Source organism: Sulfitobacter sp. (genome assembly GCF_036961165.1).
Taxonomy (GTDB): domain Bacteria; phylum Pseudomonadota; class Alphaproteobacteria; order Rhodobacterales; family Rhodobacteraceae; genus Sulfitobacter.
Map to the genome: position 1 here is coordinate 63,053 of NZ_JBALVJ010000010.1, position 26,632 is coordinate 89,684.

The following is a 26,632-nucleotide window of genomic DNA, read 5'->3' on the forward strand; positions in this document are numbered from 1 at the left end:
TTTATTCTCCTAGTGCAATGCCTTCGCGGCGCGGATCCGCACCTCCGCGCAACGTATCACCGATGGCAATCAGATGAAGGCCGGATGTCAGCGCACGCGCCTTTGTTTCATATCCGAGACCTGCCAGATCCTCTGCCATAGCTTCAGCGCTGGTACCCGCTTCCAGATCATATGCGCCGAAACGGTTGACCGCGTGGGGCAGTGCAACGGCGGCCTGCGGTTCCATTCCCCAATCAATCATCGCAATGATTGCTTGCGTGGTGTAGCCAATGATCCTGCTGCCACCGGGGGAGCCCGCCACGATCACTGGCGCGCCGTCTTTCATGACAATCGTGGGCGACATCGACGAGCGAGGCCGTTTGCCCGGCTCGACCCGGTTCGCGATTGGCACACCGTCCTTGTGGCTGCGAAATGAGAAATCCGTCAGTTCGTTGTTCAGCAAGAACCCACCGACCATCAGACGACTGCCAAAGCCGTTCTCGATCGTGGTGGTCATCGAGGCGACATTCCCCGCCGCATCGACAATCGAGATATGGGACGTCGACGGCAGTTCGATTGCTTCGTCATCGGCCCAATTCAAAGCGTGGTCAAACTCTGGCGTGCCGGGGGCAACTTCGGGCAGCGCATCGTCACCTGCCAGCAGCTTGGCACGATCTGCCAGATAGGCAGGGTCAAGCAAGCCTGCCACCGGAACCGGCACAAAATCACTGTCCGCCACGTAGCGTCCGCGATCTGCAAACGCGAGCCGCGAGGCATCGCCCACAAGCCGCCGCACGTTTATGTCATCTGGCCCAGCGCTGAGATCATGGCCATCCAGCAGGCCAAGCGTCTGCCCAACTGCTATCGCCCCAGATGATGGCGGCCCCATGCCGCAGACTTCATGGGCACGAAAGCTTGCGCAAACGGCAGGGCGCTCTTTTACACGGTAGATCGCCAGATCCACCTCTGACAGGACACCAGGATTGCCGCCGGCGCCCTGCACGGTCGCCACAATCGCCTTTGCCAGATCGCCGGCATAGAACGCGCCCGCGCCCTGCGTGCTTAGGGTCTGGAGCGTGAGAGCATAGGGGAGGTTCACCAAGATGTCGCCGGCAGCGACAGGTTGGCCACCCGGCATGAAATAGGCCGCCGTGATCTCCGCGATTGCCAACCGCTCCGCATCTTCCGCAACCAGTTGCGCCAAACGGGGGCTAACCTGAAAGCCGCTTTCAGCCAGCGACATCGCGGGGGCAAGTAATAGCGCCCAGTCCTGATTGCCGTAGCGCGCATGCACCTCAGCCAGCAGCGCCGGCGTGCCGGGCACCCCGACAGAGCGCCCGCCAACAACTGCGTCAAAGAACTTCAACGGTTCGCCGTCTGCGCCCTGAAACAAGCGTGGCGTTGTCGCCAACGGTGCGGTTTCGCGGCCATCAAAGGTGGTCAGCGCGCCGCTGGCTGCATCATACCACACCAGAAACGCGCCGCCGCCAAGGCCCGAGCTTTGCGGCTCGACCAGCCCCAGCATCACCTGCACGGCTACCAGTGCATCTGCTGCGGTTCCGCCCGCTGCCAGCACATCTGCGCCCGCTTTGACGGCATGGGGATTGGCGGCCACAACCATCCAGTCATTCGCCTCAACAGATTGACCCGCGGCCTTGGCTTCAAGTGCCGCAGCCACATCGGGAGACAAGCTTTGAAAATTGCCTGTGCTCGCTGCTTCGGGGGCGATGGCATCTGCGGCTTGCTGCGCGAGCGCAGCACCAGCCATGATCACAAATATCGCTGTCAGAATATTACGCATCGCTTGCTCCTACCCGTTCTCTATATCGCGTCTAGACTTCTCCGCATCGACGGCGCGCCGTCACAGCATAGATGGCACAACCTGATCCGGTGGCCGGTGGCCGTCATCGAACGTCTTGATGTTAATGATCACCTTCTCGCCCATCTCTATCCTGCCCTCTAGCGTGGCCGAGCCCATATGCGGCAGCAGCACAACGTTATCGAGCTCGCGCAGGCGCGGGTTGATCTCAATTCCGTGTTCATACACGTCGAGACCAGCGCCTTTAATCTCTCCTGCGCGCAACATGCGGGTCAGCGCGTTCTCGTCGATGACTTCGCCACGTGACGTGTTCACGATCACTGCTTCGGGCTTCATCAGCTTCAGGCGGCGCGCGTTCATCAAGTGGAAAGTCGATGGCGTATGCGGGCAATTGACCGACAGGACATCCATCCGCGCCACCATCTGGTCGAGGCTTTCCCAATAGGTCGCCTGCAAAGCTTCCTCTGTCTCGGGGCGCAGGCGACGGCGGTTGTGGTAGTGGACCTGCATCCCGAATGCCGCCGCGCGGCGGGCAACGGCCTGCCCGATCCGCCCCATGCCTAGAATGCCCAAACGGCGGCCGGAAATGCGCCCACCCAGCAGAGCGTTGGGTGCCCAGCCATCCCATTCACCCTTTTGCATCTTGGCCATGCCTTCAGGCATGCGCCGCGTCACGGCCAGCAGTAGCGCCATAGTCATATCGGCGGTATCTTCGGTCAGCACGCCGGGGGTGTTGGACACCAGCACACCTTGCTGACGGGCAGTGGCGACATCGATGTGGTCCACCCCTGCCCCGTAGTTCGCAATCAGCTTGAGCCGCCCACCCGCCTGAGAAATCAGGGCGTTGTCGATGTTGTCGGTAATCGTCGGCACAAGCACATCACAGGTTTTGATGGCTTCGGCCAATTCAGCGCGTGTCATCGGCGCGTCCGTGTCGCGCAGCCGCACATCGAACAACTCCGCCAGCCGGGTCTCTACCACCTCGGGCAACCGTCGCGTGACTACAACACTCAGCTGTTGTTTTGGCATAATTCAATCTCCGGGCTTGGCGGTTGGCATGATCTGGGGGCATGGTGAACCAGTACGCGACGAGGCACAAGAACCTCGCGCAACAAGAGCAGACTCCAAACAATAAAAATCAGTGCAGGCAGCACAATATGAATAGATCGAAGATGCGCAAGCTAGGCGCAGGGTTTCTTGGCGTATGCGCCTTGGTCCTCACGTCAAGCTTTGCCACAGTAGTCCTTGCAGGGACGGATGAAGACGCAGGCAAGGTCACCAACCGGCCAATCCCGCGCTATGTCTCGATGAAAGCTTCCGAGGGCAACGTGCGGCGCGGTCCTTCGCTGACCCACCGCATCGACTGGGTATTCAAGCGGCGTGATATGCCGTTGCGTATCACCGCGGAGCACGGCCACTGGCGCCGCGTTGAGGATCGCGACGGCATGGGTGGCTGGGTTCATTATTCCTTGCTGTCCGGAACCCGCACCGTTTTGGTGGAAAAAGACCTATTACAGCTGCATGGGCGCCCCGACCCTGCATCGCCAGTTGTGGCAGCGCTTGAGTTTGGCGTCGTGGCAAGGGTCAACGAATGCAGCCTCGAATGGTGCCTCCTGCGATCTGGCGGGTTCAAGGGCTGGGCTCCGAAAGCGCGATTATGGGGTGTCTTACCCACGGAAGTGTTTGACTGATTGCACCCTCGTGACGCTTGGATCACTGTGCTGGGATATTGCCAAATCCAAAGGACACGACCATGAAATCCGTCTTCTACGACCGCTTCGGCCCTGCAGCTGATGTCCTACAACTCAAAACTTTTGACACGCCCGCCCCCGCCGCTGGGGAAGTGACGGTAAGGCTGGCGTTTTCCGGCGTTAACCCGTCGGACATCAAGAGCCGCGCAGGCAGCCCCACTGGCCCGACCAAGCCGCTCTTTCCGGAAGTCATCCCGCATAGCGACGGTGCTGGCGTGATTGAGACTGTCGGCGAAGGCGTTGACCCCAAGCGCATCGGCACCCGCGTCTGGATCTGGAACGGCCAGTGGCAGCGCGCCTTTGGCACCGCCTCTACCCATATCACCCTACCTGCGGAACAAGCCGTGCCTCTGCCCGATGCCGTCAGCTTTGAGACGGGTGCCATTCTAGGCATCCCCGGTCTGACCGCAGCGCAAGCCGTCTTCGGCAACGGCAAGGTTGAAGGTCAAACATTGCTGATCTCAGGCGGTGGTGGCACTGTGGGGTATCTTGCTGTCCAGCTCGCGGTCTGGGGCGGCGCAAAGGTGATTGCCACCTGTAGCGCGAGGGATGTGCAGCGTGTGAAAGCTGCGGGCGCGCAAACCGTGCTCGATTACCGCTCGGAAACATTGGTGGCGGACATCCTTGCGGCGAATGACGGCGCACCGGTTGACCGAATTTTGGAGGTGGAGTTTGGCGCAAACGTGGCGATGAACGCCGAAGTCATCGCGCCAAACGGTTTTATCGCCGCTTATGGTTCCCAGAATGACATGACACCGACGATGCCCTTCAGGCCGCTACTTTTCAAAGCAGTCACGATCGACATCATCCTGATCTATCTTCTCCCATTGCCCCAACGTGAGACCTGCATCGACCTGCTGCACCGCGCGTTAGCAGATCACGCACTGACCTGCCCCGTGGCACAAGTGTTCCCCCTTGAAGACTGCGTCGCCGCGCATGACGCCGTGCTGACGGGTGGCAGGGCCGGTGCTGTGCTGATTGATTGTAGCTAAGCCGCACGCAGGCAGGAATTGCCTATTCACAGGCGCAGGCCTAGGCTTGCGCCTGATTGATCTAATTGATTCACTGAGGCCCGACATGCGTATTATCGCTCTGATGTTGTGCCTGTTGCTGCCTTTCAACGCGCAGGCACAAACAACAGGCCAACCCTCCGGCACCATCAACGTCACGGACGATGCGGCACAAGATGCTGCGATTGCCACCCGTATCCGTGATATCATGGGTGAGCTGGAGGGCTTTGAAGACATCACGGTTTCGGTCAGCTCCGGCATCGTCACATTGCGTGGTCACACGCTTGATGCACCCACATCGCAGCGGTTGAATGATCTGGCTGGACGGGTTGAGGGCGTGGTCGCCATCGAGAACGAGGTTACAGAAACCACCGATGTGGTACAGCGGCTGAACCCCGCTGTTGAGCGGTTCAAGGCGCGCGGCCATCAGATCATCGCCTTCTTGCCATTAGCAATGATTGCGCTGTCCCTGCTCATCCTGATTGTCTGGTTCGGCTTCTTTATCGCGCGACGTCAGCAACCATGGAACCGGCTGGCGCCGAACGCATTCATTGCTGACATTTACCGGCAAGTGCTGAGGCTTGTGTTCGTCATAGGTGGACTGGTCGTAGCTCTCGACATCCTTAATGCGACAGCCCTGCTATCGGGCATATTGGGCGCTGCGGGGATTGTCGGTCTGGCTATCGGCTTTGCGGTGCGCGACACTGTTGAGAACTTCATCGCCTCGATCATGCTCTCTATCCGGCAACCCTTTCGTCCCAATGATACCGTAGAAATCGAAGGCGATACCGGCAAGGTTATCCGCCTCACCTCCCGCGCGACGATCCTGCTGAGCTTTGATGGCAACCACATCCGCATTCCGAACTCGACCGTATTCAAAAGCCGAATCGTAAACTTCTCCCGCAATGCCGAGCGCCGCTTTACGCTTGAGCTTTCTGTTGCCCCCGAGGCCGATCTTGCCCATGCACAATCGCTCGCCTTATCCACGCTGGAAGGTCTGCCCTTTGTTCTAAGCACGCCTGAAGCATCCGTCTGGATCGAATCAGTTGGAGACAGTTGGGTGAACATGGGGATGGCCGCGTGGATCAACCAGAACGACACCAGCATTGTGCTCGCACGCTCCGAGGCAATACGCCTAGTACAGTCCGCCTATGACACGGCAGGCGTCTCAGCGAAGGTACCGGCCTACAGGGTGCTACACGAAGGCATGGCGCCCCTCGAAAGAGCCTCAGAGACAGCGCCAAAACCAGAATATGAAGGGCCTGACGTGCCACCCATCGCCGCGCAGGATGTGGATGCGCGCGAGGACAAGCAACTAAGCCAAATTATCGACCAAGAGCGCGCTGGAGAGCACGTAGATTTGCTGCGCGAGAATGCCGATCAGGAATAACTACAAAATTAGTGAATTTGAGGCCGATAAAGGCTTGCGTACCGCGTCAACCCGCCCTATCTAACGCCGCAGTTGGGGTGTAGCCAAGTGGTAAGGCAACGCTTTTTGGTAGCGTGTACCGTAGGTTCGAATCCTACCACCCCAGCCATTTAATATTATTATTTAAAGTCAACCACTTACGGGAAACCGAGTGTAACACATGTGGCAGCTGTGTGTTACAGTTCTGTGGTTCAAATAAGCTGCGATTCATTGCTCCCATCACACTATTTTCAGTTTGTGATCTTCGACCACCTGTCTGGCGCGATCTATCAGTTCATTCTCTGCCTCAAGGCGAGCAATCTCGCGTTCTATGCGCGCAAACTGCGATGCATAGACACGATCTATGAGGACCAACTGCGCGGCCTTGTGGAGAGCTTCTTTGAGGTCTTTTAAGAGTTCATCAGACATATGCGTGACCGGCAAAGGGTTGGCGTTGTCTGGTCTATAGGGGGTGCAGGTTAGGGATGCAGACGATTGCTCGCGATATTTTCGCTCTGGAACAAATGTGGAACAAGGCGCTACATAGTGGCATGCCTTACCAGCCCCTTGTTCTCGGATTGAAGTTCGAGATTCGCATAGCCGATCTGACAGCGCGTGACGTGGTGATTGTCACCTGTCCGGCCTGTCACTGGTCTGCCAACGTCGCGCCACATGTGTTGCACTCGCGTTATCATGAAATGCGCAAGCTGATCCATGTGCAGGCCGACATGACGTGCAAGCGGTGCGGTGCTAAAGGTGATCTGTATTGGCGCATAGAGCGCGCGATAGGGCCGGAGTATCCACGGTCGGCTTAGGACATAGAAAAACCCGCCAGACGATTGATCCGGCGGGTGATGTTACATTAAGATGTTTACTCGGTCAGATGAATGTAGAGGTCAATCAGCATACTTTCGGCGGCCTGTCTGTCAGCTTTGTCCCGCTTACGTTTCCCGCCCCATACCCTTCTCGGCATCGTGTCGGTAGTGCCTGCAAATGTGACATAAACGACATCATTGCACCGGCACCATTCACCCACAATCGCTTTGCTGCCCGCTTTCACAATCATCCGCTCACTTAAATCTGAACGCAGCTTTATCTGTTCAATTCCATCGTCACGCAGAAGTTCAAATGCTTTAAGGCGTTCAATGAATAATCCGCCATACGAAACAAAATTATGGCCTAACTCGAACAGGTTATCTTCAACATCATCGTTCTCGATGAATTCGTCTGTGTCCATGTTTCCGCCGTAATCATGCAGCAGACACTGGAACATTTCAAAATTCTCGGCAAAGCCCGGCAGGCGCAAAAAATCTGCAAGGTTCAGTTTATTTTCTTCTTTGTTTGTTGTATCGTCTAACACAATATTCTTCCTCAGGTTGAGTATATTGAGTGACGTGGTTCTAGTTTGGAGACCGGGGCCACGTCACGGTTAAGGACTTAGATGTCCGTTACCTTCCATGATGGAAGGTCCATTCTGACCCGCTTTTGAAGCTGGTCGAGAATCTTGTTGAGGCGCACGGCCTCTTGAATGGCAGTAGCACGGTCCGCAGTTTCTGGATTCTCCAACTCGGCAAGACGTGCTTTGACTTCTTCTTGTTTGTATTGGTTTATTGTTGATGCGATGCAGCTGGCAGCGCCAACCAAACTTCTCACCAAAATTTCAGCACGCCCTATTGAGCCGATATAGCCAGTGTAACAATCGTCAATATCTTCACCGAAGGCATCGTCATTGGGATATGGCCCTCTATCATCCTCAAACATTGGCAATTCGATGGATGCCAAATTCATTTCCGCTTCTGCTGCCGTCCAATCTCCGCCACCGTCTGTCCTTTCGAGCCATTTGAAAAAGGGCTCTTTGAGATAGCTGTATGTCGAGTCAAGGCTGGCGTCGTGTTCCTGTTTCTTACGTGCGCGCTGCGCTCGCTTCTTTTCAGCTTCTGTCATTGCCATCTGATTTTCTCCCTCTTGCAGGGACACTTATAGTCCCCGTCCCCGTCCCTGTCAATTAGATTCAGCACAGACATAAAAAAACCCGCCGGTGCGATCCGGCGGGTCTATCTATCGTTCTGGAAAGGGGATTAAGCGGCAGCCTTCTCACAGCAGGCGCTTTCTGGCCAAACACCACCGATCTCGCCCAGCACCTCGATGATCCGGTCACGCAACGGATGCGGGTGCGCAGGGTCGCGGTCCAGCGCTGTCAGGGCGTCGAGCAGTTCGTTGTATTCGGTGTCAGGCAAGTAGGTTTCAGACTTCGGCACGGTCCACTCCTTTTCAGCGATCAGGTCGCGGACTTTCGTGCCAGCCGGTGCATTGCGTAGATGTTTGGCGAGCATTTCACTTGCTGTCAGCAGCTGGCTGCGTGCTGTCGCGCTTATGCTGTCTGTCAGCGCCTTCGTCTTGCGCCGCTCAAGACGAAGGATAGCGGTTGTCATACGTTCTGTTTCGGTCATGCTTTTCCTCATTTGGAATTACGCAGCACATATCTGCTGCCTGCTTTTTTATAGTCGGGCAAGCTGTGGGTTGCGTCATTTCCCCAAAAAGATTTCTGGCGACTGGTATCGAGCACGTCAGACACAGGCTTCGACACCTCGTCGCTTCGCTCCTCACCTGCGCGGCCTGCGGCCTTGCCCACTCGCTGCGCTCGTGAACCTGCTTTGTATTACTTTCCGGAAGGTGTCTGATCGTCTGCCTTGCATTCTTACAAGCATAGACACTTGCAGAGATGACTATCCCCCTGACCTTACACATTGCTTGATAGGCCAGACAAAAAGTCCGGCGCGATGTGTAAGGTCAGGGGAATTGTTGATACTTGCATCGAAGTGGTGAACCGGACCTTGGCCTGTCGTGACCAAACTAGGCGGCGTCCATTGACCTAGTGATATCCGGCGATTCCTGACCTTGCGGCCAACGCGGTTGCAATCGTGAGATTGCGCTATGTGAGCGGCTTACCTTCAACCTGCCTCACATTCAGCGGATGAGACGATTACCTCAGAGCCGCTGTCTTTTTGGGTGCTATGCGGCAATCAAGCCCGGAAGCAATCTCAATGGGGCGTCCAAACATTCTCTGTCTGGGGAGCGATCCAAAGCGATCTAACCTGCGACCTATGGCTGGTCGTCTCTCCGCGCCGTCTCGTATTCGGTTTTCTGGAGGTTCTGTAGCAGGGCCATAACATTTTCCGGGTCAGTTTGACTGGCTGACTAGGTAGATAAATGTGCCGGTCTGATCGTCATTGAAACTAGAAGATCGACTCTGGCTGGCAGGTGCTTTGATGCTTGGCGCTTTCCAGAAAAAATACCACACTCGACAACAACTGCCCAGCTGTATTTTTGGCGTTGGCGATCAAATGCGCTTCGTTCACAGCGTTGCTGTAAAGCTGGATTTTGTGGCTTCACACCTAAGAAGCGTTGACATTAGGGCGTGTCAGATGGACTGTTTCAACTAAACATTGAATGAATTTTTATCGGATAAGTCCACATGACAGTTCGTGCGCTACTGCTCATTTCACTTTTGACAGGAACCACTCATCCGGCTTGGTCTCAAGAGTGTGATCCGAACTACGATCCTTGCGTTCCGATAGCGTCTGATGTCGATTGCGCCGGTGGCAGCGGTAACGGCCCAGCTTACGTGCAGGGTCCAGTTACTGTAATCGGGACTGACATTTATGGTCTAGACCGCGATGGCGACGGAATTGGCTGTGAGTGATTTACGTCTTGACCAAAAAGATCAGCCCCGATCCCAAATCATACCGGCGTCGCTTGCTGCCAGATACTCTCGTATATGCTAATTTTTGTTGGTGAGATGCTGGGTTGAAGTGGCACCAAGTAGGTAGGTTTCTTACCAGCGTCTTTAATTGAACCACCCACAATCCAACAATCCGAACTGTCGATAATCACAAGTCGATCATGCAGGTTACCGTTTTTTCGTAGTTCCGGATAAATCCCGTATTGGGCTCCAAATGCCTTAATATGACCGGCGACCTCGTTCGAATGTTTGCTGCAAAGAACTCTTATCGAACAACTACTACCCAAAGGCCCGAGATAAGTCTCGAAAGTTTGACCATCGAAGTAGGGGTCAATAATAAAAACTTCTTCCTGCGCACCAATGATGATTTCTTTTAGATCACGCAGAAAGTCATATTGTCTCTGCGGGGCGTAAACTTGGCCTAAATCTTCATGGCCATCAAGCTCTAACTCCAGCTTGATCTCTTCGGCCGCGGCAAGAATCTTTTGGCGAAGCGGTTCTCTGGCCACTGACCAATACGTGACCAACGTATGCTGAGCGCTCTGGAAAGCGAGTTTGTGTCCAATACCAACGCGTGCAAGAAGTGCGCCTATTCGTGCAATCCATCGATGAGGTTCAGAATTTGCATCAGCGACATACTTATCCCCGAACTCTGGCGCAGTCTCAAATTCATGTAGAAGCTTCAGTAGCAATACTTGCTTTTCGGCAAGGCCATCACCCATAAGCCGCTTCTGCATACGTTCCCAGCTTTCATTCATGTCGGCGTTCCTACAGATAGATACTATTCCACAATTAAAAGCAGAAGCCCCGAATTCTATTTTAGCGCAGACGTATTCACGGCAAAAGCCAACTAAGCCTTTGTCAGCATATCAAACATTGAACTCGCGCTAAATCAAGCCCTCCGGTTCAACAGATTTCCGGGCCGCATCTGCCGCTGTAACTCGGTAGCAACGGCGCCGCGAACCGTGCTCTCCAACTCTCTTGCCATTTTGCGCGCCAGATCGTTATTCTGATCTGGTGTGCCAGCCGATCCATGCACCGTCACCGGCGCGCTGATCTCAATCGAGGGCGCAGCGGCGCTGGCACGGCTCATAGGCAGGGCAGACGCTGTGCGAGCAGCACCTACCAGCCCACCGCCGGAATAGCCGCGCAGGGCGCTTGCATGAAGGGCATCAAGGTTGCCAACGCCAAGGGCAGCGGTCGCGGCTTTGGACAGGACATACTCACCTTTGTGAACAACGCCAGCCGGTTCAAACGTTCCACCGTTGCCAGTGTATCCACCGGACGCAAAGCCACCGCCCAGAATTTTGAGAATGCCACCACCAGCACCACCAAAGGCGTCCAGCAAGCGTTTTTTGAGACTGAGCTTGATCACTTCAAGGATCAGCTGGCCCACGGCCTCCTTCGCGGTCAACGCGCCTGACGCAAGCCCTTCGAAGACATTTGCCACCCGATCAGCACCAGCCTTGCTGGCATTTTGCACTTCTTCGATTTTGTCTGCGGCAAGTTCAGCGGCGTTGCCTGCCTTCACATATTCGCCTGCCAGCTTGTCGACCTGCGCGCGCAGCTCTGGTGTATTTGCTACACCAGCACGTTGCGCAGCTGCCAACAGGTCAGCCTTTGTGCGTGCAAACTCGAGGGCGTCACCGTGCGCCATTTGCGCGCCAGTAAGTTCAGCCAACGCTTGCGCTTCAAGGCGTAACGCATTGGTTTCCTGCGTTATTGCTTCGATCTCGCGTTCGAGATCGTTCCGGCGTTGCGCACCACCACCAGCACCGCGACCATTACCACCGCCACCACTGGACGGCTCTGGACTACCAAACAAAGCGTCGATCGAAGGCAGGTTCGGGCGCGGTGATGTCGTCACGGCCAAGCCGGGTGTTGCTGCGCGGTGACCGTTGCGGCTGCGCGGGCCGCTGTCCGTGTTCTCGAGCGGTGTTGTTTCACCGTCTGGTGATGCACCCGGCAAGGACGCACGCAGTTCGCGGGCCTTCGCAGCGGCCTGTGCCAGCCGTGTGATCAGACCACCTACCTGTGCGATCACGCCACCAAAGTTCACGCGGTCAATCGCTTCGATCTCGCCAAGGGCGGTATTTGCTGTGTCGGCGGCGATCTGCATACGCTGTTCAAATTCGTCTGCGCTGATCGTGCCGTCCTGCATTTCGCCGGTAAGGGTGCGCATCTCCTCTGATGCGTTCACAAGGGCGTCTGCTATGTCGTCGTAGCCAAGCTGTCGCAAGGTCGCTGCGGCCTGCATCAGGCTTGATCCGGTGTTGTCTGCTACATCGCCAAGGGCTTCATACTGGCGGCGCAGAGCGGCGATCTGGTCTGCGTTCTCCGCTGCGGCGTCACTGTCTGTGCGCAGAGCATCTGCGGCACCTTTGCCCAAAAGCCCATCAGCCTGCTGATAGGACCGGAAAAGATCATCAAGATCAGTGCGCAGCGTGGCGATCTTGATACCGGCATCCACTGCACCAATGACAAAGGATTTCCAAAAACTATCCATGCGCGATTGCAAAGCGGCATAGCGGCGATCAAGTTCTGCGGCTTTCTCTATCAGTTCGCTGTCCAGCACAGCGCCGGTTTCATTTGCAGCGCGGATCGTTTTGCGCAGTTCGTTTTCACCACGGCTGACCAGTTCGGCAAACCGCTCACCAGCAGACCCGCCAAACAGTTCGTCGCTGATCCGGATGCGCGCAGCTTGATCCATGTCTTCCATGCGCCCGATGATCTCGAGCAACAATTCAGAGGGGTCTTTCAGCTTTGTCTCGAGTTCGGTTGCAGAGATACCCAAACGCGCAAACGCCTCTGCGGCGGGGCCGGACTTTGTGATAATAAATTCATCAGCGCGGAGGTTCAATTCCTTCAAGCCGTCAACTACCTGATCAATGCCGATCCGGTTCTGCTCGCCTACAAATTTCCATTCTTGAAGGGCGCGCACCGATACACCGGCGCGCTTTGCCTCATCCCCGATCTGTGCGGTTTCATTCACGATCCGGCCAAGGTTCTGCGAAAGGCCAGACAAGGCACCCACGGTCAGGCCACCGATCAAACCACCCGCCAAGCCGGGGCCAAGGCGCTTGAAAGTCGCAAGGATACCGTCACCGGCTTTGCCGTAGGTGTCGCGCAGTTTGTTGGCGCTGCGCTGTGCGCGGGCTTCCATCTGACCAGATGCACGGTTTTGCACGGCATTGGCTTTCTTGAACCCGCGTTCCAGCTTGTCCATTCGCGCTTCGATATCAACTATCAGGCCGGGAAGGTCGCTCATTTTCTATTCCTCAAAAGATAAACAGTTCGGCATTTTCGCCGCTGTATTGTGATTTGTTGCTTTCCCCTGCGCAGGCGCGTGACACGGCCATAGCGGCGGCGATTGCACCGTCGATCCGGTCAGTCTTTTTGCCTTTGTGCATGCGGATCAGGCCAGACGTGGCGTTGCGTGATGCAACAACGCTATCGAAGTGCTGGCGCAGGGCGGCATGGCCGGAATGCCGGATCAGTTCGCCGTTCACTGTGCGCTCGAGGTCGCCAGCCGCTACACCCATATTGAGGGGCGTCTGGCGCAGTTCTACGGTAGGCAGACCGTCATCATAGAGACGCTGCATGGTGGCACGGGCAAGGTGCGGATCGAAGGCGATCTGCTCTACATCAAAGGTGGCGCAAAGTTCCCTGATCTGGTCTTCGATTACAGCCGGATCGATGATCGGGCCTTCGATCACATGGATCAGGCCAGCATCGCGCCATGCCTCATAGGGCAATCCGTCACGATCTGCGCGGCCTTTGAGGTCATCGCCCGGAACGTAGAGCCAAGGGTAAATGGTGATTTGATCATCATCGTGCCGCCATGCCGCGACAATGGCGGTAAGGTCGCCACTGATAGACATATCAACGCCAAGGTAGCAGGGCAGGCCTTCCAGATCGGCAAGGTCTATGTCGAAGGCACGGGCGTCATAGGTCGCCATGCTAAACAGCGGGTCGCGGCTGTTGGACTGCCAGACGTTCAAGTTGAATTTAAGAAATGCGGCCTTGTCGGATGGTCTGTGTTCGGCTTCTCTCGCCAGACTGCGCAGACCTTCAAGGGACGGGAACCCATGCGCCAAGCCGGGGTTTGCCTTTTGCCAGATCGTTTCATCCTGCCAGTCATCATCTGGATCAGCGGCAAACAGGATCGGCAAATAGGCAGGGTTTACGATCTCGCCAGTTGCCACGCGGCGCGCATAGTCAAACTGTTCTGCGGCCAATGTCTCGGCACCGCGTCCGGCGGTAGTGGCGATCACGGTCAGGCTGTCATCAACTTTGGCGGCACCAGATTTGAGCGCTTCCCAAAGGTCGCGGCCTTTCCAGACGTGAATTTCGTCAATCAGCGTGAATGCCGGTGTCAGGCCATGCGCGGCACCGCCATCGCTGGACAGGGTTTTTAGTGTCACGTCCTGCGCGGTGTATTTGATCAGCTTTGGTGCGTTGTAGGCGTCATAGATGCGCGTTGCCGCGATCAGGCGCTTGTCCATCCGGATGATGTTTGCGGCTTCTCTGAAGCCGATGGATGCTTGGTCACGGTCAGCCGCAGAAAATAACACCTGACCGGCCGGCACATGCTCGGGGCCAATGGTGTGCAGCAGGGCAAGGGCTGCGGCCAAGCTGGTTTTTCTGTTACCGCGTGGCACCAGCAAAAAGACAGACTGCACGATCCTGCGCCCATCGGGGTGTCTGGGGCCATAGATTGCGCGCACGATCCGTTCCTGCCACGGGGCAAGCTGGAAAGCCTGACCGGCGGCGGTGCTGTTGGGGTGGCGCAGGCGGCGCAGGAACGTCACGGCCCTTTCGCCGTATCCCAGAGGGTCGGCTATCGGGCTGTTGTCGTAAATCCACGCGGGGAACGCGCTGGCACCTTTGGCCGGAATAGAGTCCGCCTGTCTGGTAACTATTGGTGCCAGTGCGTTCACGGTTCAACGGACGCTCAAAGGGTTGTCATCATCGGCACCGTCATCGCCAGCGTAGCCAATGCGCGCACGGGAAACGGGGCTTAAGCCATACTCTGCGGCAAGCTGGCGCGCTGTCTGTGCTGCGCGGTTCTGGACGCCAAACAGCTTTGGATCAATATCGAGGGCGTTCAAGGCGCGGTTAGTTTCAATCTCGCGCACCACGCCGATCATCAGGCAGTAGTGTTCAACGCCTGCCAGATCAGCCTTTGTCAGCACGCGGTCCTTGATCAGCCGGGGCATGATCCGTTTCCATTCGCCCGCGGCGTAGGGGCTGAAATAGGACGGCACGGGCGGCGCTTTGGTCAAAGCATCGGCGGCGGGTTTGGTCTGCGGTTTTACACCGCGCAGATGCGCGCTCATGTTTCATTCACCGCGTTCACGCAATGCAGTTCCATGCCCAAACGGTCCAGCTGCACAATTTTGGCGATCCGGTAAGTGTGATCAGCATGGGTCACACGCATGTCAGCGGTGATCCATTCACACGCCCAAAGGCGGAAAACCTTGCGATCCTCACTGCGTTCTGTGCCGGTCAGGAATGCCTGTGCATCCTCTTGCACCACTTCTGCGCGCAAGGTCTGTTCTGCTATCCACTGCACCAGCACGGCACCGGACGCTTGCACCGTTTTCAGCTTGCGCTCGAATGTGATCACTTCGCGCAGCGCGCCTGCCTTGATCATGGTCATATGCGCCACCTGATCACCGCTTCGATCTCTAAAACGCCGTGGGTGTAGGACAGTTCGGGCTGCACATCGCGCAACCAAATGACGCGGGGCTGATCGAGGTGATCAATGGCAAAGCCGTTCTGATCATCGTGCATGCCGATCACGGCGCGGGATACCGCAAAGCCGATAGCCTTGGCGGTGTCTGCACCGTCTTCGATTGCCCAGATGTGCAGATCGAGATTGACCCGTGCAAGGTGCTGATCACCGGACGCCTTGCCCAGATAGTGCGTTGATCCGCCGGACATGATCACGCAAGGAAAGCGATCAGGGCGGCCTGCGCGTATGTGATCAGGCTGCACAAGTGTTGTCACAGCAGGGTCTGCGATCAGTGTGCTGCGCAGCGCTGTCTGCAAGGCTACGGACGGTTCTATCATTTGCCACCTGCGTCTTTGAGTGCCTTCGATATGGCGCGGGTGATCCGGCCCATAACTTTGGTCTTTTTGAGCCGGAACGCAGGGCGCATGAAGGGCTGCGCCTCATGGTTCACCGTGCCAAATTCCTGCAAGTGACCGTGGCGCATGTCGGTGCTGCCAACAGTCACAGCCGCGACGTTCTCGGGAAGGGTCACAGAACCACCACCGGACGCATAGGCGGGTGTTGTTTCGCCGGGGCCGGTGACTGTGATGGTATTCACAAGGTCGCCAGTGTCTTCGGGCGCAAGTGTCTCCATCGCGTCCGCTATGTCGTGCGCACCTTTGACAAGCGCGGGGCGCAGTTCTGCCAATACCTCACGCGGTATCGCCAGCAGGCGCTTTTCCAGTTCGGCTGATCCCTTAAGCCGCGACATGGCCGGTCACACTTTCACGGTAAGGGGCGATCAGGTCCAGCACGCCAAACGGCACGGCACTCAGGCGCATGTCGCTTGCACCTTCGCGCTGCACATACCAATAGGCCGCAAGCTGCAATACGGCTTCAGTCAGGGACGCAGGCACCGGATCGTGATCCGCAAAGCGGGTGCCAGTAAAGTTGCCGATCCATTCTTCTGCCACGGCCAGCTTGTGCGACAAGAGGGCATCATCAAGATCGTGTTCTAGTGTCAGCTGCGCTTTGAGCAAAGGCAGGGGCGTCATCGTCATGTCAGTGCATCCTGAAAAGTTATATTCGGTGTCTCTTGTGCGGCTGTCCCCCCGCCGGTCCCCTGACCATGCTCAAAGACTGGAACCACCCCCCGTAGCCTGCGTGGCGTGTAAGGGGTGGTCAGAATACGCTCGGCATTCCATCCGCTGCGTTCACGCATGTGCAGAACGGGTGCAGGTATGCCGGTGATCTTAACCCACTGTGCGACTGTCTTTGTCTGGCCTGCGTGTGCCAGTAGCTTTGCCGTGCTGCGCTTTGCCTTTGGCTTCGGTGTTGCGCTTGGCATGTGTGCCGGTGTGGTCAGGATGCGCTGTGCATCCCATTTCTTTCTGACACGGTTGCGCTGGGCTTGCTTCGATACGCCGGTGATCGTGGCCCATGTGGTCAGGTCGTGTGTCTGGCCTTCATGGGTCAGCATGATCGTAGCGCTGTGCATGCGTCTGCGGCTCACACTGAACAGCTGTTCCGGTGTGGGTGCAGCGGCAATGCGCTTGATCATGGCTTCGCGCACGGCAGTGGGGTCCAGATCGGCAAGGGTGCAGACTGTCGCCAGATCAGCGCTTGCTGTGGTCAGGTAGGTGCGTGCCTGTATTGTCTGATTGATCTTGGTCTGTTTGGTCTGGCCTGCGTCTGTGCTGCCTATCAAAGCATCCTGCACCGCAAGGGCCAGCACTTCACGCCAAAGGGTTTGCTCTGGCGTGGTCATGTCCGGCGCTCACTGCGTTGCTTGTGCTTGTTGCCGACCTTTGAAGTTCCGTATAACACTCGCTTAGCGAGAACATTTGAAAAGGGTTTCGATACATGGACTTTGGCGTGATTGGTGAGGTTATTGGGCTTGCAGGTGGTGCAGCAAATGCAACGGGCAAGGCCGCCGAAACGCTCAAGACAATCTCGGGCATGCTCAAAAGCGATAAGAAGCCGGATACAGATGAAGCTGCAAAGCTTTTGAATGTCTTGGCCGTTGAACTTACGGCCGCGAACCTGATGAACGTTGGGGTCAGCACGGCGCTCAAAGAGTTGAGCCAAGAACTGCATAGACAAGATGAATTTGAGAAACAAAAAGCTCGCTACGAACTTGTGATGACTAATCAAAACGTTCCAGTTTACAAACTTATGACTGGTAAGTCGGACGGGCAACCAATGCATTATATTTGCCCCGTTTGTCTGAACCGCGACAAGTTGGTCAGCTTCATCGCGGGTGAGGGCGATTACAAAGTGTGCCAGACCGACAACAATCATCTCTTTGAGTTTGCAAACAATCCTTATTGATACGCTAGTCTGCGGTTCACCTATCTTCGACATCAGTTGCGCTCCGCACGTTGCTTGTGGCGATTGTGGCAAGGGGTGCAAAGGCTCTGCCAGTTTGCCTTATCCCAGAACAGGCGATCATCGCCCTTGTGCGGGATGATGTGATCTACCGTTGTGGCCTGTGCCTTGCACATTACGCATGCCGGATGATGTGCCAGGTATTCCTTGCGCGCCTTGCGCCATGCACCGTTATAGCCGCGCTGTGCAGCTGTGGGGCGGTTCTGATCGTGTCTGGCACCACGCGCACGAATAGCCGCAACCTTACAGGCGCAGCGTGTGCCGTTTGCAACGATCTTGCCGCACTGGCAAAGGAAAGGCGGGCGGCTCATAGCTTGGCCTTCAGGGCATGAAGGGCTGCGCGGTCAAACTCGGGGTCTAAGCCTGCGTCGATGTTCGCCTGCCTTTGATCGGCTGACATACCTGGGGCTTCTGTAGCGTCATCATCAGCGGTGCCATGCACGGCCTTAAGCTGTTCGACGTGACCGTCGAAGGCATTCAGGATCTCTGGCAGGGTGGCTGACCATGCGGTGTCCGGCGTCCAGCCAAGCCAGCCGGTAGCGATCTTGTAAAGGTCTGCGTAGAGCGTGGCCCATTTGACAGGCTTGCCGGTAGGTGCCTTCGCGGCCTCTGCCTGACCTGTGGCGAGGTCAGGCGTCATCAGCGCTGTGAGAATTGCGAAGGCAGGGGTGATCAGCACCTTCTGGACGTCGATCAATTTGGCACCCTTCATGGCGCCCAAAAGGTGCTGCGCGGCGCTTTGATCCGTAGCAGAATTCAGAATGATCTGGCGCAGCGTTCCGGTGTGGCCTTGCGTCACCTTCGTGACCAAAGCCGGAAAGCCATTGTGCAGGGCTTCGAGGTAGGTTGCGGCCCGCAATGACGCGCGCAGGCATACAGTGTGACCACCGTATTCAAGGGCAACGTCATATGCGGGCCGGAACGTCATCTTATACGGCCACGCGCAGCTTGATGAAGCGATCAGGGTGCGTCACGTCTGCACCTACACGCTTGCGGGCATGGAAGCGCACCTGACCGTTTGTCGCCAGCGTATAGGCATCGCGCAGTGTAGACAGGCCTACACGGTCAACGATGCGGTAGCCGCTCATGTCGCCAAACAGGATCGGCGCAGCACCGGCACCGATGTCGTCCATGTCAAACATTTCGACGATAGGACGGCCCAGCAGTGTGGAAGGTGCGCCTTCGCTGATCGGGTCAAGCACGAGGTAGCGGCCATTGCCGTCTTTCCACTGGCGCACCACGGCCAAGGTGTTGCGGTTCATCATCCAGACGCCGGACTGTGCGTATGTGGTCGGGATTTTGTGATACATGGCGATCAGCACGTCAGCGGGGTTCGTCGCGGGGAAGTTCGCGGCCACGCCAGTTTTGATCTCAGCGATACCAGCTGCGGTCATAATGCCTACGGGCTGGCCTACACCTGTGCCTTTGACGAATGCCAGACCTTCGGTTTTGCCAAAGGACTCTGCGAAGTCGCCAAGCAATTCACCTTCGAGACCATAGGCGTTGTCTTCAAGCAGCTGATTGCTGACGTCTGTGAATGTCGCCAGTTCGTGCGGCGTCATGGTAACCTGTTCAAACGTCATGCCTGACGCCGTGCGGTTTGCGATCTCTGCTACCCATGTGGCAGCGGTGCCGGTGATCCGGCGCGGGTAGGTGATCTGTGGCGCGTTGATCTGCACTACTTTGGCATACTGGCGCAGTGGCGAGAATTCAGTCAGCAGCTTGATCAGCTCGTTGCCTGTTTCTTCAGGGGCCAGAAAACCGCCGTTTGCGTTGCTCGAGACTGTCAGCGCTTTGGCTTCGTCCTGTGTCAGACGCTCTGCACCGTGGCGCAGGAATGCCTCAAACGCCTTGCGCTCAAAACCATTTGCGACGGGGCCGGTGACGTGAACGCCTTGCGGGCGGTTCGCTTTGGCTTCCATCTTGTCCAGACGTGCAACAATGGCGTCAAAGGCCTTGGTGTCGATCTGCGGCGCGTTCGCCGGTGTCTTGATGTCGTTCTGATCGTTGATCAGGTCTTCGTTTTCCATGTGGTTCTCCTTCATGGGGGTGCCATCCGATTTCAGGGATGTGATTTGCGCGCCGGGGTGGCATGGCACCGCTACAACGCTGATTTCGTGCAAGGTCAGGGCGTTGATCGTCCGGCCCTTGGCGCGGGGTGTCGCTTTGTTCGTGACGAAGCCGATAGAGAGGCCTGACACGGCACCCGCGCTGATCATGGCGCGCACTTCACGGGCGCGCTCTACGTCGTCGATCAGCAAGCGGCCCTTTACGATCAGGCCGCTGTCGCTTTCTTCGATGGTGTCCCAGACGCCGATCACTTGACCCTGATCATGCGCGAACAGCATCGGCAGTGTGGCAGGTGCGGTGATTGCGCCTTTTTCGATGATGTCACCTACGCGGTCAGCAGACCCAAAGGGCCATGCAATGCCTTCGATCAGCCCTTCTGGCGTGACAGTCAGGTCAGCTTTGAATTCAAGGCGGGTCGTCATTGTGCGGTGTCTCCGGTTGCGGGTGTGCCGTTCCAGCGGGCGTCAAGTATATCGAGGGCCAGCGGGAAGGTTTCGGACATGGGACGGTTGCGCGCATAGGTGCTTGTCAGTTGCATGGCCTCTTGCGGGTGCATACCTGCGCCGATCAGGCCAAGCCGGATGATCTCGGCAAGGTCTGCGGCTTTGAAGTGCATGGCGATCACGCGCTGATAGAAGGCACCGATGCCGGTATCGGTCAGGCGTTCCAGCTCGGTGATCATGTCATCTGTCAGGGTGAAGCTGTGATCGGCGGTGCCAAAGAATGCGGTGTGCGTGATCATGCTGCGTCTGCCTCTGGGGCAGGGGTGCCGGACGTTGTGTAGGGGTTTGCCAGACTATTGCCGTCCGGCAGTGGTTCGAGGTTCAAGCCGCTGCGCACTTCGTTTGCCGTCATTGCGCCCATGCTGCGATATTGACCGTAGGCAGCTGCACGAGCAGCGGCGTTTGTGGTCAGCAGATCATCGGTGACAAACTCGACATAGAAGGCGGCACGTTCCTCGGGTGTGAACAGGACACGTGAGTAAGCCCATGCCCAGCTGACCAGCCAAGGCTTTAGCGTAATCGCATAAAACTGGCGCGCCATCTCTTCGGTATTTGACCACGTTCCGCGTGTCAGCTCGAACAGCATGGTAGGGGGAACGCGAAAGACACGGGCAATCTCGCGGATTTGCTCGAGACGGTTTTCTGCAAACTGTGCATCTGCCAGCGTCATAGATAGCTGATCATAGGACATGCCTTCGTCCAGAATGGCGGTGCCACCTGCGTTGCGTCCTGAATGGGTGCTGAACCACGATGCGGCGATCTTCTTTTTCGCCTCTACGTCCAGCATCTTTTCGCTTTTGATAATGCCGGACGGGCGCGCACCATTTGCAAACAGGCTGGCAATGTGCTGTTCAAAGGCAAGGGAAAGCGCAATCGCTTCACGGCCAAGGGTGATCGGTGACACGCCACCAAAGGGCCGGATGTGCAGAATGTCGCGGTAGGTGTAGCGGCGTGGTCCTGCGTCTGTCTGGACAGTGTAGAAGGGTTCGCCGTCCGGCTCATAATCGGTCTGGACGGTATGCGGGTCCAGCCGATGCAATTCAAAGGGTGTGCCGTCTGTGAGGCGCGTGACGTGCGCATAACCGTTGCCGGTGATCAGGGCGTCGATTGTGAGGTCTTCGCGCAGCTGGCCTGCGCTTGTCCATTCGTTCGCCTCATCATGCACCAGCTTGTAAGCGGCGTTCTCTTTGGCGGCTTCTTTGGTGTCAGACAAATGCACCTTTGCAGGCATCGCACCGATGGTTTCACTGATCAGCGCTACCGCGCAGGCAACGGCAGGGACGCGCAGGGCAGAGTTGCCGCTGACTTGAATGCCGGACGCAGTTGGGGCCAGACCGAAAAGCCCAAAGGCTTCAGGGTCTGTCAGAGTCAGGGCTTTGGTTTCGGGTTTACCGAAGAGGCGATCAAAGAAGTGCATGTATGATCCAGAAAGGTGCTAGGCGTGGTATCTATATACCCCATTTAGCCACCCTTGTGAATCCATTAAATGTTACTTAGTAACATTTATTTGTAGCTACGGCTTGTCCCGAAATAGATACGCACCAGAAGCAAACACCGCTTCCACCCCACCGTAAGGTTGAAACATGCCGTCCAGCCCTCGCACCTTAGAAGCGTATGCGAAAAGCTCGTCCATGACTCTTTGCCTAACGTCTGCAATGTGATGATTGCTTATAGTCTCAACATTTCCAATCACATCTCTGAGTTCAGCTTTTGAAAACCGCCGTTTAATGACACTTTTATTCGAGACCACTTTTATTGTCCGGTCATCCGCCACGAAGCCACCCAAATATCCATGCACTAATCTGTCTCTCGCGAGGAACATCAGAATTTGCTCCCTTTCTTCAAGTCTTTCAAACACTGCAATGGGCATTTCGCAAATTTCTTCAAACGCTGATATTCCGTAGTATAGGTTTGACCTACCGACCTTTTCTGCCAGCATTTTTAGCCTATTCAATTTGCTAGTTTTTGCTTCGATCATATCACGAAGGCAGACCAACAGGACGGGAAAAGCGCGGTCCTTGAAGGGTTCCCATTGCGGATGGTCTGGCAACTCTAACATCCACATCCAAGTATTAACCGGATTCAATATTCCGTTCAGCACTTCCTCCAAGCCTCGACATACCATCTTGCCGTCGTCACAAAATTGAAACTTGGGTTCAAAGCTTTCCAAATATTTTACTCCAATTGTAGACTACGACGGTTCATCATCTAGCGATCAGATGATCCAGCTTTAATTCGTCATAGTCGATTGCGTCGATCAGCGTGACGCGCTGTTCAAGCATCCCATGCGCAAGGATACCGTAGCGGCCCGTTGTCGTGCCTTGTGTGTGTCCAAGGATTAGGCCGAATTGTTCATCTAGGTATCCAGCGCGGCGTAGTGCGTCCGTGACGCCATGCCGGAAAGAATAGAGGCTGATCCCCCTGCCCTCTTTGATACCTATCCGCGATAAGTAGCGGCTAAATTCACGCGAAAATTCCGCCATCATCTGACCACGCGCATTCCGCACCGCCTTGGGGAACAGCTGCGTTTCTCCTGCTGCGATCTGTGCGGTGTGGTAGTCGATCAAGCCCAGCTTGATCAGCATCGGGTGCAGTGGCACCACGCGCATTGATCCTTTGGTCTTTGTGCGTTTACTGCCGTCACCCTCTGTCGTGATGTGCATGATCCAACGGCCATGTTCTTTCCGCACATCGGAAAGCAACAGCTGGCCAATTTCGCCGGGGCGAGCACCGGAATACAGCATGATCAGCGGCACCCAATAGCGATGATCACGGATTAGCACGTTCCCCTTCTTAGCCATCAGCGACCACACATCAGCACTTTGGCACCCCGTGAACAACGGCGACGTGAAAAGGGTGTTTAGCTGATCTGTCGTGAACGGCACTGTCGTGACGTTGTGTTCTTTGGCCAGCGACATTCCCGAAACAGGATTGTTATCGAGGTAGCCGTTATTCACCAGCCACTTGCAAAGCGCGCTGAGGCTGGACAGGTAGCGATTCACAGAACGGTCTGTCAGGACCGGCTTCTTGTGCTTCTCATTGGCGGCGACGATCTCGCGCAGGTTCATGCCTTTGAACACCAGCATCTCTGTTGCCTTCACTGGAAACTTAATCAGGTGCGCCTTCCACTCGCGCACCAGCTTCTTATCGATCTGTGAAACGTGGCACCTGTCTCCGGCGATCTGTGCGAGTAAGCCAATGTCGCGGCGCATTTGATTGATCCGGTCTGGTGCAACACCACCGACATTTTCACTGGCGAAAATCTCGAAAACTTCCATGATTGTCTCGCCTGTTGCGGCGGCGCTCTGGCGCTCCGACACGCGCTTGATCAGTTGATCGGCGGGTTCGCCTGCGTAATTGCCTTCGTCGCGTTCTAGGGTCCGCTGCAACGCCTCTATCTCGGCACGGATTAGCTGCCGTGTCAGGTCCACACGATCACCAACACCGATGGTCAGGCCGTTGTCGTCTAGGTAGCCGTCGATCTCGTGCCGGACCAGCGCGGATTCGCCGGTAGCCAAGTGCTGGCGTAGGTGATCAACTTTGACGCGACGGCTGCGCGCCTCTGCACTTTTCGCGCCGGTGTGTCGATCCTTCATCACCTGCACCTCGATGGCGGCATCGAGTGCTTGTAGTGGGTTTGTCATATCGAGGTCGTCACGCTGCACCCTTGCAACGGCACGTTCCATCGCCTTGTCGATCTCCGCATCTGTAGGGATGGTAGCGCGGCGCTGGTCGTCACGATCAAGGGTGCCGGTGTAATGCGACCAGACCAGATCCGCCTTGTTGTCGTCTGTCATTTCGGCCCGACTACGCAGGGCGTCAAATTGACGTTGCCAGCCATCCACCACGGCCCACACCAGACGCTTGGCTGTCTCGGGGTCACTGGTGCCAAGTGCCTTCACAAGCTCTTTGCGGCCTACCGCGTCGATCAAGTCGACGGGAACACGAAGTCGGGCAGAATAGGCACCACCACGCCGGATCAGATACGTCTGCCTACCCATCATGTTCACCTTTTGATCAGGGGTCTGAGTAATCGTGTGTTACATGCGTGTGTTACATCCACATGGAAATTATGCAATTAAAAACATGGTTTTACAATTAAATCAACGATCTGTGCGTAGCATGGATTTTTTCCTACCACCCCAGCCACTTCACCTAGATAGTTATTCGGTAGCAAGCTCAGCCCTCTGGGGCCGAGAAATGCCCCTTTTTCTGCCCCTCTTCGTAGTCCGGCATACTCAGCCTAGGGATGGTGCTAGAAGGCGCTAAACTAGGGCTAATCTTACAGGTCAGGCTTTCCCTGAGCATCTCTAAGCAGGATGATCATTCCCTAGGGGGGGGATCTACTCATAATAGGTATGAGTAATGGAAGTAAGAAAGAAGAAGAAAATATGGGGGGGGGTATCCTAGAGGGAGACAATAAGAGGGGAACCCTTCCCTAAAGATCATGATAAATCATTGTACTTTAGGGGGGTTTATTTTCTTTGTTGGGTCAAAAGCAGTAAGGATGAATAAGAACGATGGCAGAAATCGAAAACCCTAGACATTCCAGACCTATCGACGTGCATAAGTGGTCAGATCATCCTGAGGTGAAGGCCTTGGTGGAGTATATCTGGGATGTTTGGTTGTCTGAGGAAATTACTGGGAAACTGGGGGTGAAAAAGACGGGGGGCACTGACGCTTACGGCCCGAAGCCGACTTCCACGTAACACTCGGATGCCGCGCCGCAGCTTCACCAGACCAGCCGTTCGTGCATCGCGCAGCATTTTCCAAGTGCGAGTGACCGAGTTGCGGGACAGAACCGCCTTTTGCTGGTGCAGCTATTGCTCACGCAGAAAATCCTTGCTTCTGCAGCATGCTTGTCGCTGCGATGCAGCTCGTGTCGCCGAAGCGGTCGTTAAATCCCGCCACGAGCCACCGAATCCAAACCGTCCCTTCGCTGCGGTCGGCTTCAACAATCGAGACGCGGACGAAGGGTGAATTCGCTGCGGCTGCGCCAAGGGCCGCTTTGCTGCAAAAACTATTTCTGGACGCTGAAGGCGTTAAAAAATGCACCAGCAAATTGTTCTCCACGAAAACGCGAGCAGTCCGTCTAGTCAGGGTAGAATTAAGCAAGTTTGGGTTCCTTGTTTTCTTCAATCGGCATGTGGATGATCGCGGCAAGCACCCCAAATGCTATAGCGGCCCACCACATAGGCGTGTAACTCTCATAGATATCAAATACTCGCCCGCCCAGCCACGCTCCGGCAAAACTTCCAACTTGGTGGCTAAAGAACACCAGTCCCGCCAATGTAGAAAAGTATGTGAGACCTTGGGTCTGCGCGACCAATCCCATTGTAAAGGGGACCGTTGAAAGCCATAAAAGCCCCATAACAGCTGAGAAAATGTAAATCGTCATGGGGGACACGGGTGTAAGGATAAAGATCGTGATGACTACGGCGCGAGACAGATAAATACTCGCCAACATGTTCTTTTTAGAATGTATCTGCCCACTCCATCCGGCCAGAAACGAGCCTGCAATATTGAAAAGCCCAATCAACGCTAACGACCACCCTCCCACAATTATCGGCAATCCAAGGTCGGCAATATAGGCCGGAAGATGTGTTCCAATGAATGCGACGTGGAAACCGCAGACGAAGAAACCAAAAAACAGGCACAAATAGCTCCGATCGCTGAACGCGGTCTTAATTGCTTTGCCAAAGGCACCCGCTCCTTGCGAAGCAGCTGTCGGTACGGACACACGCGCGACAAAAATCAGGAATGGTAGGATCGCTACAAAGCTGAGGCTGATGAGAATGATCGTTTGCTGCCAGCCAAAATAGCCAATCATCGCAGAGGTGGCCGGGGCCGCTGCGAACATGCCCAAGGACGCAGCAGCAGTCCCAAGTCCCATTACAAAACTGCGCTGCTTAGCTGTAACAACCTTGCTAAGTGCGGCGATGACAACCGGGAAAGAGCAAGCGCCTGTTCCAATTCCGACAATCACGCCAGAGAACACAAAGACCTCTGGGTTCATCACTGAACCCCTTAGAAAAAATCCAAGTGCGGCACATATCGCGCCGAAAGCCAGAACACGTGCGGTCCCGTAACGGTCCGCGGCCATGCCTGCGAAGGGCTGCGTGAACCCCCATGCCAACGCCTGGATAGCGACGGACAAGGAAAAAACCTCACGCCCCCAACCCAGATCAGCCGACATAGGACGCAGGAAGACCCCAAACGTCGCGGAAAAACCAAATCCGAGGAAGG

Annotated in this window: 29 protein-coding genes and 1 tRNA gene; 7 read left to right on the forward strand and 23 right to left on the reverse strand. The window is 56.1% G+C overall.

Translation table 11 applies throughout. The features are described from left to right. Position 1: 1 nt before the first annotated feature. Both ggt and V7730_RS07285 read right to left on the reverse strand, forming a co-directional pair. Positions 2–1,780 carry a gamma-glutamyltransferase gene (gene ggt, locus V7730_RS07280; RefSeq protein ID WP_335746935.1) on the reverse strand — a complete coding sequence of 593 codons (1,779 nt, stop codon included), beginning with the start codon at positions 1,778–1,780 and terminating at the stop codon, positions 2–4. Positions 1,781–1,840: 60 nt separating this feature from the next. Beyond that, positions 1,841–2,827: a 2-hydroxyacid dehydrogenase gene (locus tag V7730_RS07285; RefSeq protein ID WP_335746936.1), complete on the reverse strand. Its 987-nt coding sequence runs from the start codon at positions 2,825–2,827 to the stop codon at positions 1,841–1,843. A 128-nt stretch (positions 2,828–2,955) separates the two neighbouring features. Between V7730_RS07285 and V7730_RS07290 the strand changes: the two genes are divergently transcribed. From V7730_RS07290 to V7730_RS07315, 6 genes are all read left to right on the forward strand, one after another. Beyond that, positions 2,956–3,489 carry an SH3 domain-containing protein gene (locus V7730_RS07290; RefSeq protein WP_335746937.1) on the forward strand — a complete coding sequence of 178 codons (534 nt, stop codon included), beginning with the start codon at positions 2,956–2,958 and terminating at the stop codon, positions 3,487–3,489. A 62-nt stretch (positions 3,490–3,551) separates the two neighbouring features. Further along, positions 3,552–4,541 carry an NADPH:quinone reductase gene (locus V7730_RS07295; protein WP_335746938.1) on the forward strand — a complete coding sequence of 330 codons (990 nt, stop codon included), beginning with the start codon at positions 3,552–3,554 and terminating at the stop codon, positions 4,539–4,541. 85 nt (positions 4,542–4,626) lie between these two features. Next, on the forward strand, positions 4,627–5,949 hold the full coding sequence (locus V7730_RS07300) for a mechanosensitive ion channel domain-containing protein (protein WP_335746939.1): 1,323 nt from the start codon (positions 4,627–4,629) through the stop codon (positions 5,947–5,949). Positions 5,950–6,022: 73 nt separating this feature from the next. Beyond that, a tRNA-Gln gene (locus V7730_RS07305) sits at positions 6,023–6,097 on the forward strand. Positions 6,098–6,198: 101 nt separating this feature from the next. Then, positions 6,199–6,381 carry a hypothetical protein gene (locus V7730_RS07310; protein ID WP_335746940.1) on the forward strand — a complete coding sequence of 61 codons (183 nt, stop codon included), beginning with the start codon at positions 6,199–6,201 and terminating at the stop codon, positions 6,379–6,381. Between the two features lie 71 nt (positions 6,382–6,452). Beyond that, the gene (locus V7730_RS07315; protein WP_335746941.1) at positions 6,453–6,782 is read left to right on the forward strand and encodes a hypothetical protein; all 330 of its coding nucleotides are present in this window, start codon (positions 6,453–6,455) and stop codon (positions 6,780–6,782) included. 56 nt (positions 6,783–6,838) lie between these two features. Here V7730_RS07315 and V7730_RS07320 read toward each other — a convergent pair whose 3' ends face one another. The 12 genes from V7730_RS07320 to V7730_RS07375 form a co-directional block, all read right to left on the reverse strand. Then, positions 6,839–7,327 carry a hypothetical protein gene (locus V7730_RS07320; protein WP_335746942.1) on the reverse strand — a complete coding sequence of 163 codons (489 nt, stop codon included), beginning with the start codon at positions 7,325–7,327 and terminating at the stop codon, positions 6,839–6,841. Positions 7,328–7,404: 77 nt separating this feature from the next. After that, the gene (locus V7730_RS07325) at positions 7,405–7,917 is read right to left on the reverse strand and encodes a hypothetical protein (RefSeq protein ID WP_335746943.1); all 513 of its coding nucleotides are present in this window, start codon (positions 7,915–7,917) and stop codon (positions 7,405–7,407) included. Between the two features lie 128 nt (positions 7,918–8,045). Continuing rightward, complete coding sequence (locus V7730_RS07330) at positions 8,046–8,417, reverse strand: hypothetical protein (protein WP_335746944.1); 372 nt, start codon at positions 8,415–8,417, stop codon at positions 8,046–8,048. Positions 8,418–9,708: 1,291 nt separating this feature from the next. Then, positions 9,709–10,467 carry a hypothetical protein gene (locus V7730_RS07335; RefSeq protein ID WP_335746945.1) on the reverse strand — a complete coding sequence of 253 codons (759 nt, stop codon included), beginning with the start codon at positions 10,465–10,467 and terminating at the stop codon, positions 9,709–9,711. A gap of 134 nt (positions 10,468–10,601) precedes the next feature. Then, complete coding sequence (locus V7730_RS07340; protein WP_335746946.1) at positions 10,602–12,977, reverse strand: phage tail tape measure protein; 2,376 nt, start codon at positions 12,975–12,977, stop codon at positions 10,602–10,604. A gap of 10 nt (positions 12,978–12,987) precedes the next feature. After that, complete coding sequence (locus V7730_RS07345) at positions 12,988–14,649, reverse strand: terminase large subunit (RefSeq protein WP_335746947.1); 1,662 nt, start codon at positions 14,647–14,649, stop codon at positions 12,988–12,990. 3 nt (positions 14,650–14,652) lie between these two features. After that, entirely contained in the window at positions 14,653–15,048 is a 396-nt protein-coding gene (locus V7730_RS07350) for a P27 family phage terminase small subunit (RefSeq protein ID WP_335746948.1), read from the reverse strand. Beyond that, complete coding sequence (locus V7730_RS07355; protein ID WP_335746949.1) at positions 15,045–15,371, reverse strand: head-tail adaptor protein; 327 nt, start codon at positions 15,369–15,371, stop codon at positions 15,045–15,047. The genes V7730_RS07350 and V7730_RS07355 overlap by 4 nt, the downstream gene beginning before the upstream one ends. Further along, the gene (locus V7730_RS07360) at positions 15,368–15,784 is read right to left on the reverse strand and encodes a DUF3168 domain-containing protein (protein ID WP_335746950.1); all 417 of its coding nucleotides are present in this window, start codon (positions 15,782–15,784) and stop codon (positions 15,368–15,370) included. The genes V7730_RS07355 and V7730_RS07360 overlap by 4 nt, the downstream gene beginning before the upstream one ends. Beyond that, complete coding sequence (locus tag V7730_RS07365; protein WP_335746951.1) at positions 15,781–16,197, reverse strand: HK97-gp10 family putative phage morphogenesis protein; 417 nt, start codon at positions 16,195–16,197, stop codon at positions 15,781–15,783. The genes V7730_RS07360 and V7730_RS07365 overlap by 4 nt, the downstream gene beginning before the upstream one ends. Then, a complete protein-coding gene (locus V7730_RS07370) occupies positions 16,184–16,486 on the reverse strand; it encodes a head-tail connector protein (protein ID WP_335746952.1) in 303 nt (100 codons plus the stop codon). Before V7730_RS07370 ends, V7730_RS07365 begins: the two co-directional genes overlap by 14 nt. Continuing rightward, positions 16,483–17,193, reverse strand: a complete 711-nt coding sequence (locus V7730_RS07375) for a hypothetical protein (RefSeq protein WP_335746953.1) — start codon at positions 17,191–17,193, stop codon at positions 16,483–16,485. Before V7730_RS07375 ends, V7730_RS07370 begins: the two co-directional genes overlap by 4 nt. 95 nt (positions 17,194–17,288) lie before the next feature. Here V7730_RS07375 and V7730_RS07380 point away from each other — a divergent pair, with 95 nt between their 5' ends. Then, a complete protein-coding gene (locus V7730_RS07380; RefSeq protein WP_335746954.1) occupies positions 17,289–17,756 on the forward strand; it encodes a hypothetical protein in 468 nt (155 codons plus the stop codon). 32 nt (positions 17,757–17,788) lie between these two features. Here V7730_RS07380 and V7730_RS07385 read toward each other — a convergent pair whose 3' ends face one another. From V7730_RS07385 to V7730_RS07425, 9 genes are all read right to left on the reverse strand, one after another. After that, positions 17,789–18,124, reverse strand: a complete 336-nt coding sequence (locus tag V7730_RS07385) for an HNH endonuclease (protein WP_335746955.1) — start codon at positions 18,122–18,124, stop codon at positions 17,789–17,791. After that, complete coding sequence (locus tag V7730_RS07390) at positions 18,121–18,741, reverse strand: hypothetical protein (protein ID WP_335746956.1); 621 nt, start codon at positions 18,739–18,741, stop codon at positions 18,121–18,123. The genes V7730_RS07385 and V7730_RS07390 overlap by 4 nt, the downstream gene beginning before the upstream one ends. A 1-nt stretch (position 18,742) precedes the next feature. Then, the gene (locus tag V7730_RS07395; protein ID WP_335746957.1) at positions 18,743–20,305 is read right to left on the reverse strand and encodes a phage major capsid protein; all 1,563 of its coding nucleotides are present in this window, start codon (positions 20,303–20,305) and stop codon (positions 18,743–18,745) included. Further along, a complete protein-coding gene (locus V7730_RS07400) occupies positions 20,302–20,625 on the reverse strand; it encodes a gene transfer agent family protein (protein ID WP_335746958.1) in 324 nt (107 codons plus the stop codon). The genes V7730_RS07395 and V7730_RS07400 overlap by 4 nt, the downstream gene beginning before the upstream one ends. Beyond that, entirely contained in the window at positions 20,622–21,803 is a 1,182-nt protein-coding gene (locus V7730_RS07405) for a phage portal protein (RefSeq protein ID WP_335746959.1), read from the reverse strand. Before V7730_RS07405 ends, V7730_RS07400 begins: the two co-directional genes overlap by 4 nt. A gap of 96 nt (positions 21,804–21,899) precedes the next feature. Further along, a complete protein-coding gene (locus tag V7730_RS07410) occupies positions 21,900–22,556 on the reverse strand; it encodes a hypothetical protein (protein ID WP_335746960.1) in 657 nt (218 codons plus the stop codon). 34 nt (positions 22,557–22,590) lie between these two features. Beyond that, positions 22,591–24,387: a site-specific integrase gene (locus V7730_RS07415; RefSeq protein WP_335746961.1), complete on the reverse strand. Its 1,797-nt coding sequence runs from the start codon at positions 24,385–24,387 to the stop codon at positions 22,591–22,593. Positions 24,388–25,213: 826 nt separating this feature from the next. Next, entirely contained in the window at positions 25,214–25,501 is a 288-nt protein-coding gene (locus tag V7730_RS07420) for a hypothetical protein (protein ID WP_335746962.1), read from the reverse strand. Beyond that, the coding region (locus V7730_RS07425) for an MFS transporter (protein ID WP_335746963.1) at positions 25,494–26,632 on the reverse strand (1,139 nt) is incomplete at its 5' end. The genes V7730_RS07425 and V7730_RS07420, both read right to left, overlap by 8 nt.

Bases quoted from the DNA above. Each gene is read 5' to 3' on its own strand.
- V7730_RS07295 (WP_335746938.1), top strand. From the start codon at position 3,552: ATGAAATCCGTCTTCTACGACCGCTTCGGCCCTGCAGCTGATGTCCTA.
- V7730_RS07390 (WP_335746956.1), bottom strand. From the start codon at position 18,741: ATGACGTTCCGGCCCGCATATGACGTTGCCCTTGAATACGGTGGTCAC.
- V7730_RS07335 (WP_335746945.1), bottom strand. From the start codon at position 10,467: ATGAATGAAAGCTGGGAACGTATGCAGAAGCGGCTTATGGGTGATGGC.
- V7730_RS07395 (WP_335746957.1), bottom strand. From the start codon at position 20,305: ATGACGACCCGCCTTGAATTCAAAGCTGACCTGACTGTCACGCCAGAA.
- V7730_RS07340 (WP_335746946.1), bottom strand. From the start codon at position 12,977: ATGAGCGACCTTCCCGGCCTGATAGTTGATATCGAAGCGCGAATGGAC.
- V7730_RS07330 (WP_335746944.1), bottom strand. From the start codon at position 8,417: ATGACCGAAACAGAACGTATGACAACCGCTATCCTTCGTCTTGAGCGG.
- V7730_RS07315 (WP_335746941.1), top strand. From the start codon at position 6,453: ATGCAGACGATTGCTCGCGATATTTTCGCTCTGGAACAAATGTGGAAC.
- ggt (WP_335746935.1), bottom strand. From the start codon at position 1,780: ATGCGTAATATTCTGACAGCGATATTTGTGATCATGGCTGGTGCTGCG.
- V7730_RS07355 (WP_335746949.1), bottom strand. From the start codon at position 15,371: ATGACCATGATCAAGGCAGGCGCGCTGCGCGAAGTGATCACATTCGAG.
- V7730_RS07365 (WP_335746951.1), bottom strand. From the start codon at position 16,197: ATGTCGCGGCTTAAGGGATCAGCCGAACTGGAAAAGCGCCTGCTGGCG.
- V7730_RS07300 (WP_335746939.1), top strand. From the start codon at position 4,627: ATGCGTATTATCGCTCTGATGTTGTGCCTGTTGCTGCCTTTCAACGCG.
- V7730_RS07370 (WP_335746952.1), bottom strand. From the start codon at position 16,486: ATGACGATGACGCCCCTGCCTTTGCTCAAAGCGCAGCTGACACTAGAA.
- V7730_RS07360 (WP_335746950.1), bottom strand. From the start codon at position 15,784: ATGATAGAACCGTCCGTAGCCTTGCAGACAGCGCTGCGCAGCACACTG.
- V7730_RS07385 (WP_335746955.1), bottom strand. From the start codon at position 18,124: ATGAGCCGCCCGCCTTTCCTTTGCCAGTGCGGCAAGATCGTTGCAAAC.
- V7730_RS07400 (WP_335746958.1), bottom strand. From the start codon at position 20,625: ATGATCACGCACACCGCATTCTTTGGCACCGCCGATCACAGCTTCACC.
- V7730_RS07290 (WP_335746937.1), top strand. From the start codon at position 2,956: ATGAATAGATCGAAGATGCGCAAGCTAGGCGCAGGGTTTCTTGGCGTA.
- V7730_RS07380 (WP_335746954.1), top strand. From the start codon at position 17,289: ATGGACTTTGGCGTGATTGGTGAGGTTATTGGGCTTGCAGGTGGTGCA.
- V7730_RS07415 (WP_335746961.1), bottom strand. From the start codon at position 24,387: ATGGGTAGGCAGACGTATCTGATCCGGCGTGGTGGTGCCTATTCTGCC.
- V7730_RS07405 (WP_335746959.1), bottom strand. From the start codon at position 21,803: ATGCACTTCTTTGATCGCCTCTTCGGTAAACCCGAAACCAAAGCCCTG.
- V7730_RS07350 (WP_335746948.1), bottom strand. From the start codon at position 15,048: ATGAGCGCGCATCTGCGCGGTGTAAAACCGCAGACCAAACCCGCCGCC.
- V7730_RS07325 (WP_335746943.1), bottom strand. From the start codon at position 7,917: ATGGCAATGACAGAAGCTGAAAAGAAGCGAGCGCAGCGCGCACGTAAG.
- V7730_RS07285 (WP_335746936.1), bottom strand. From the start codon at position 2,827: ATGCCAAAACAACAGCTGAGTGTTGTAGTCACGCGACGGTTGCCCGAG.
- V7730_RS07375 (WP_335746953.1), bottom strand. From the start codon at position 17,193: ATGACCACGCCAGAGCAAACCCTTTGGCGTGAAGTGCTGGCCCTTGCG.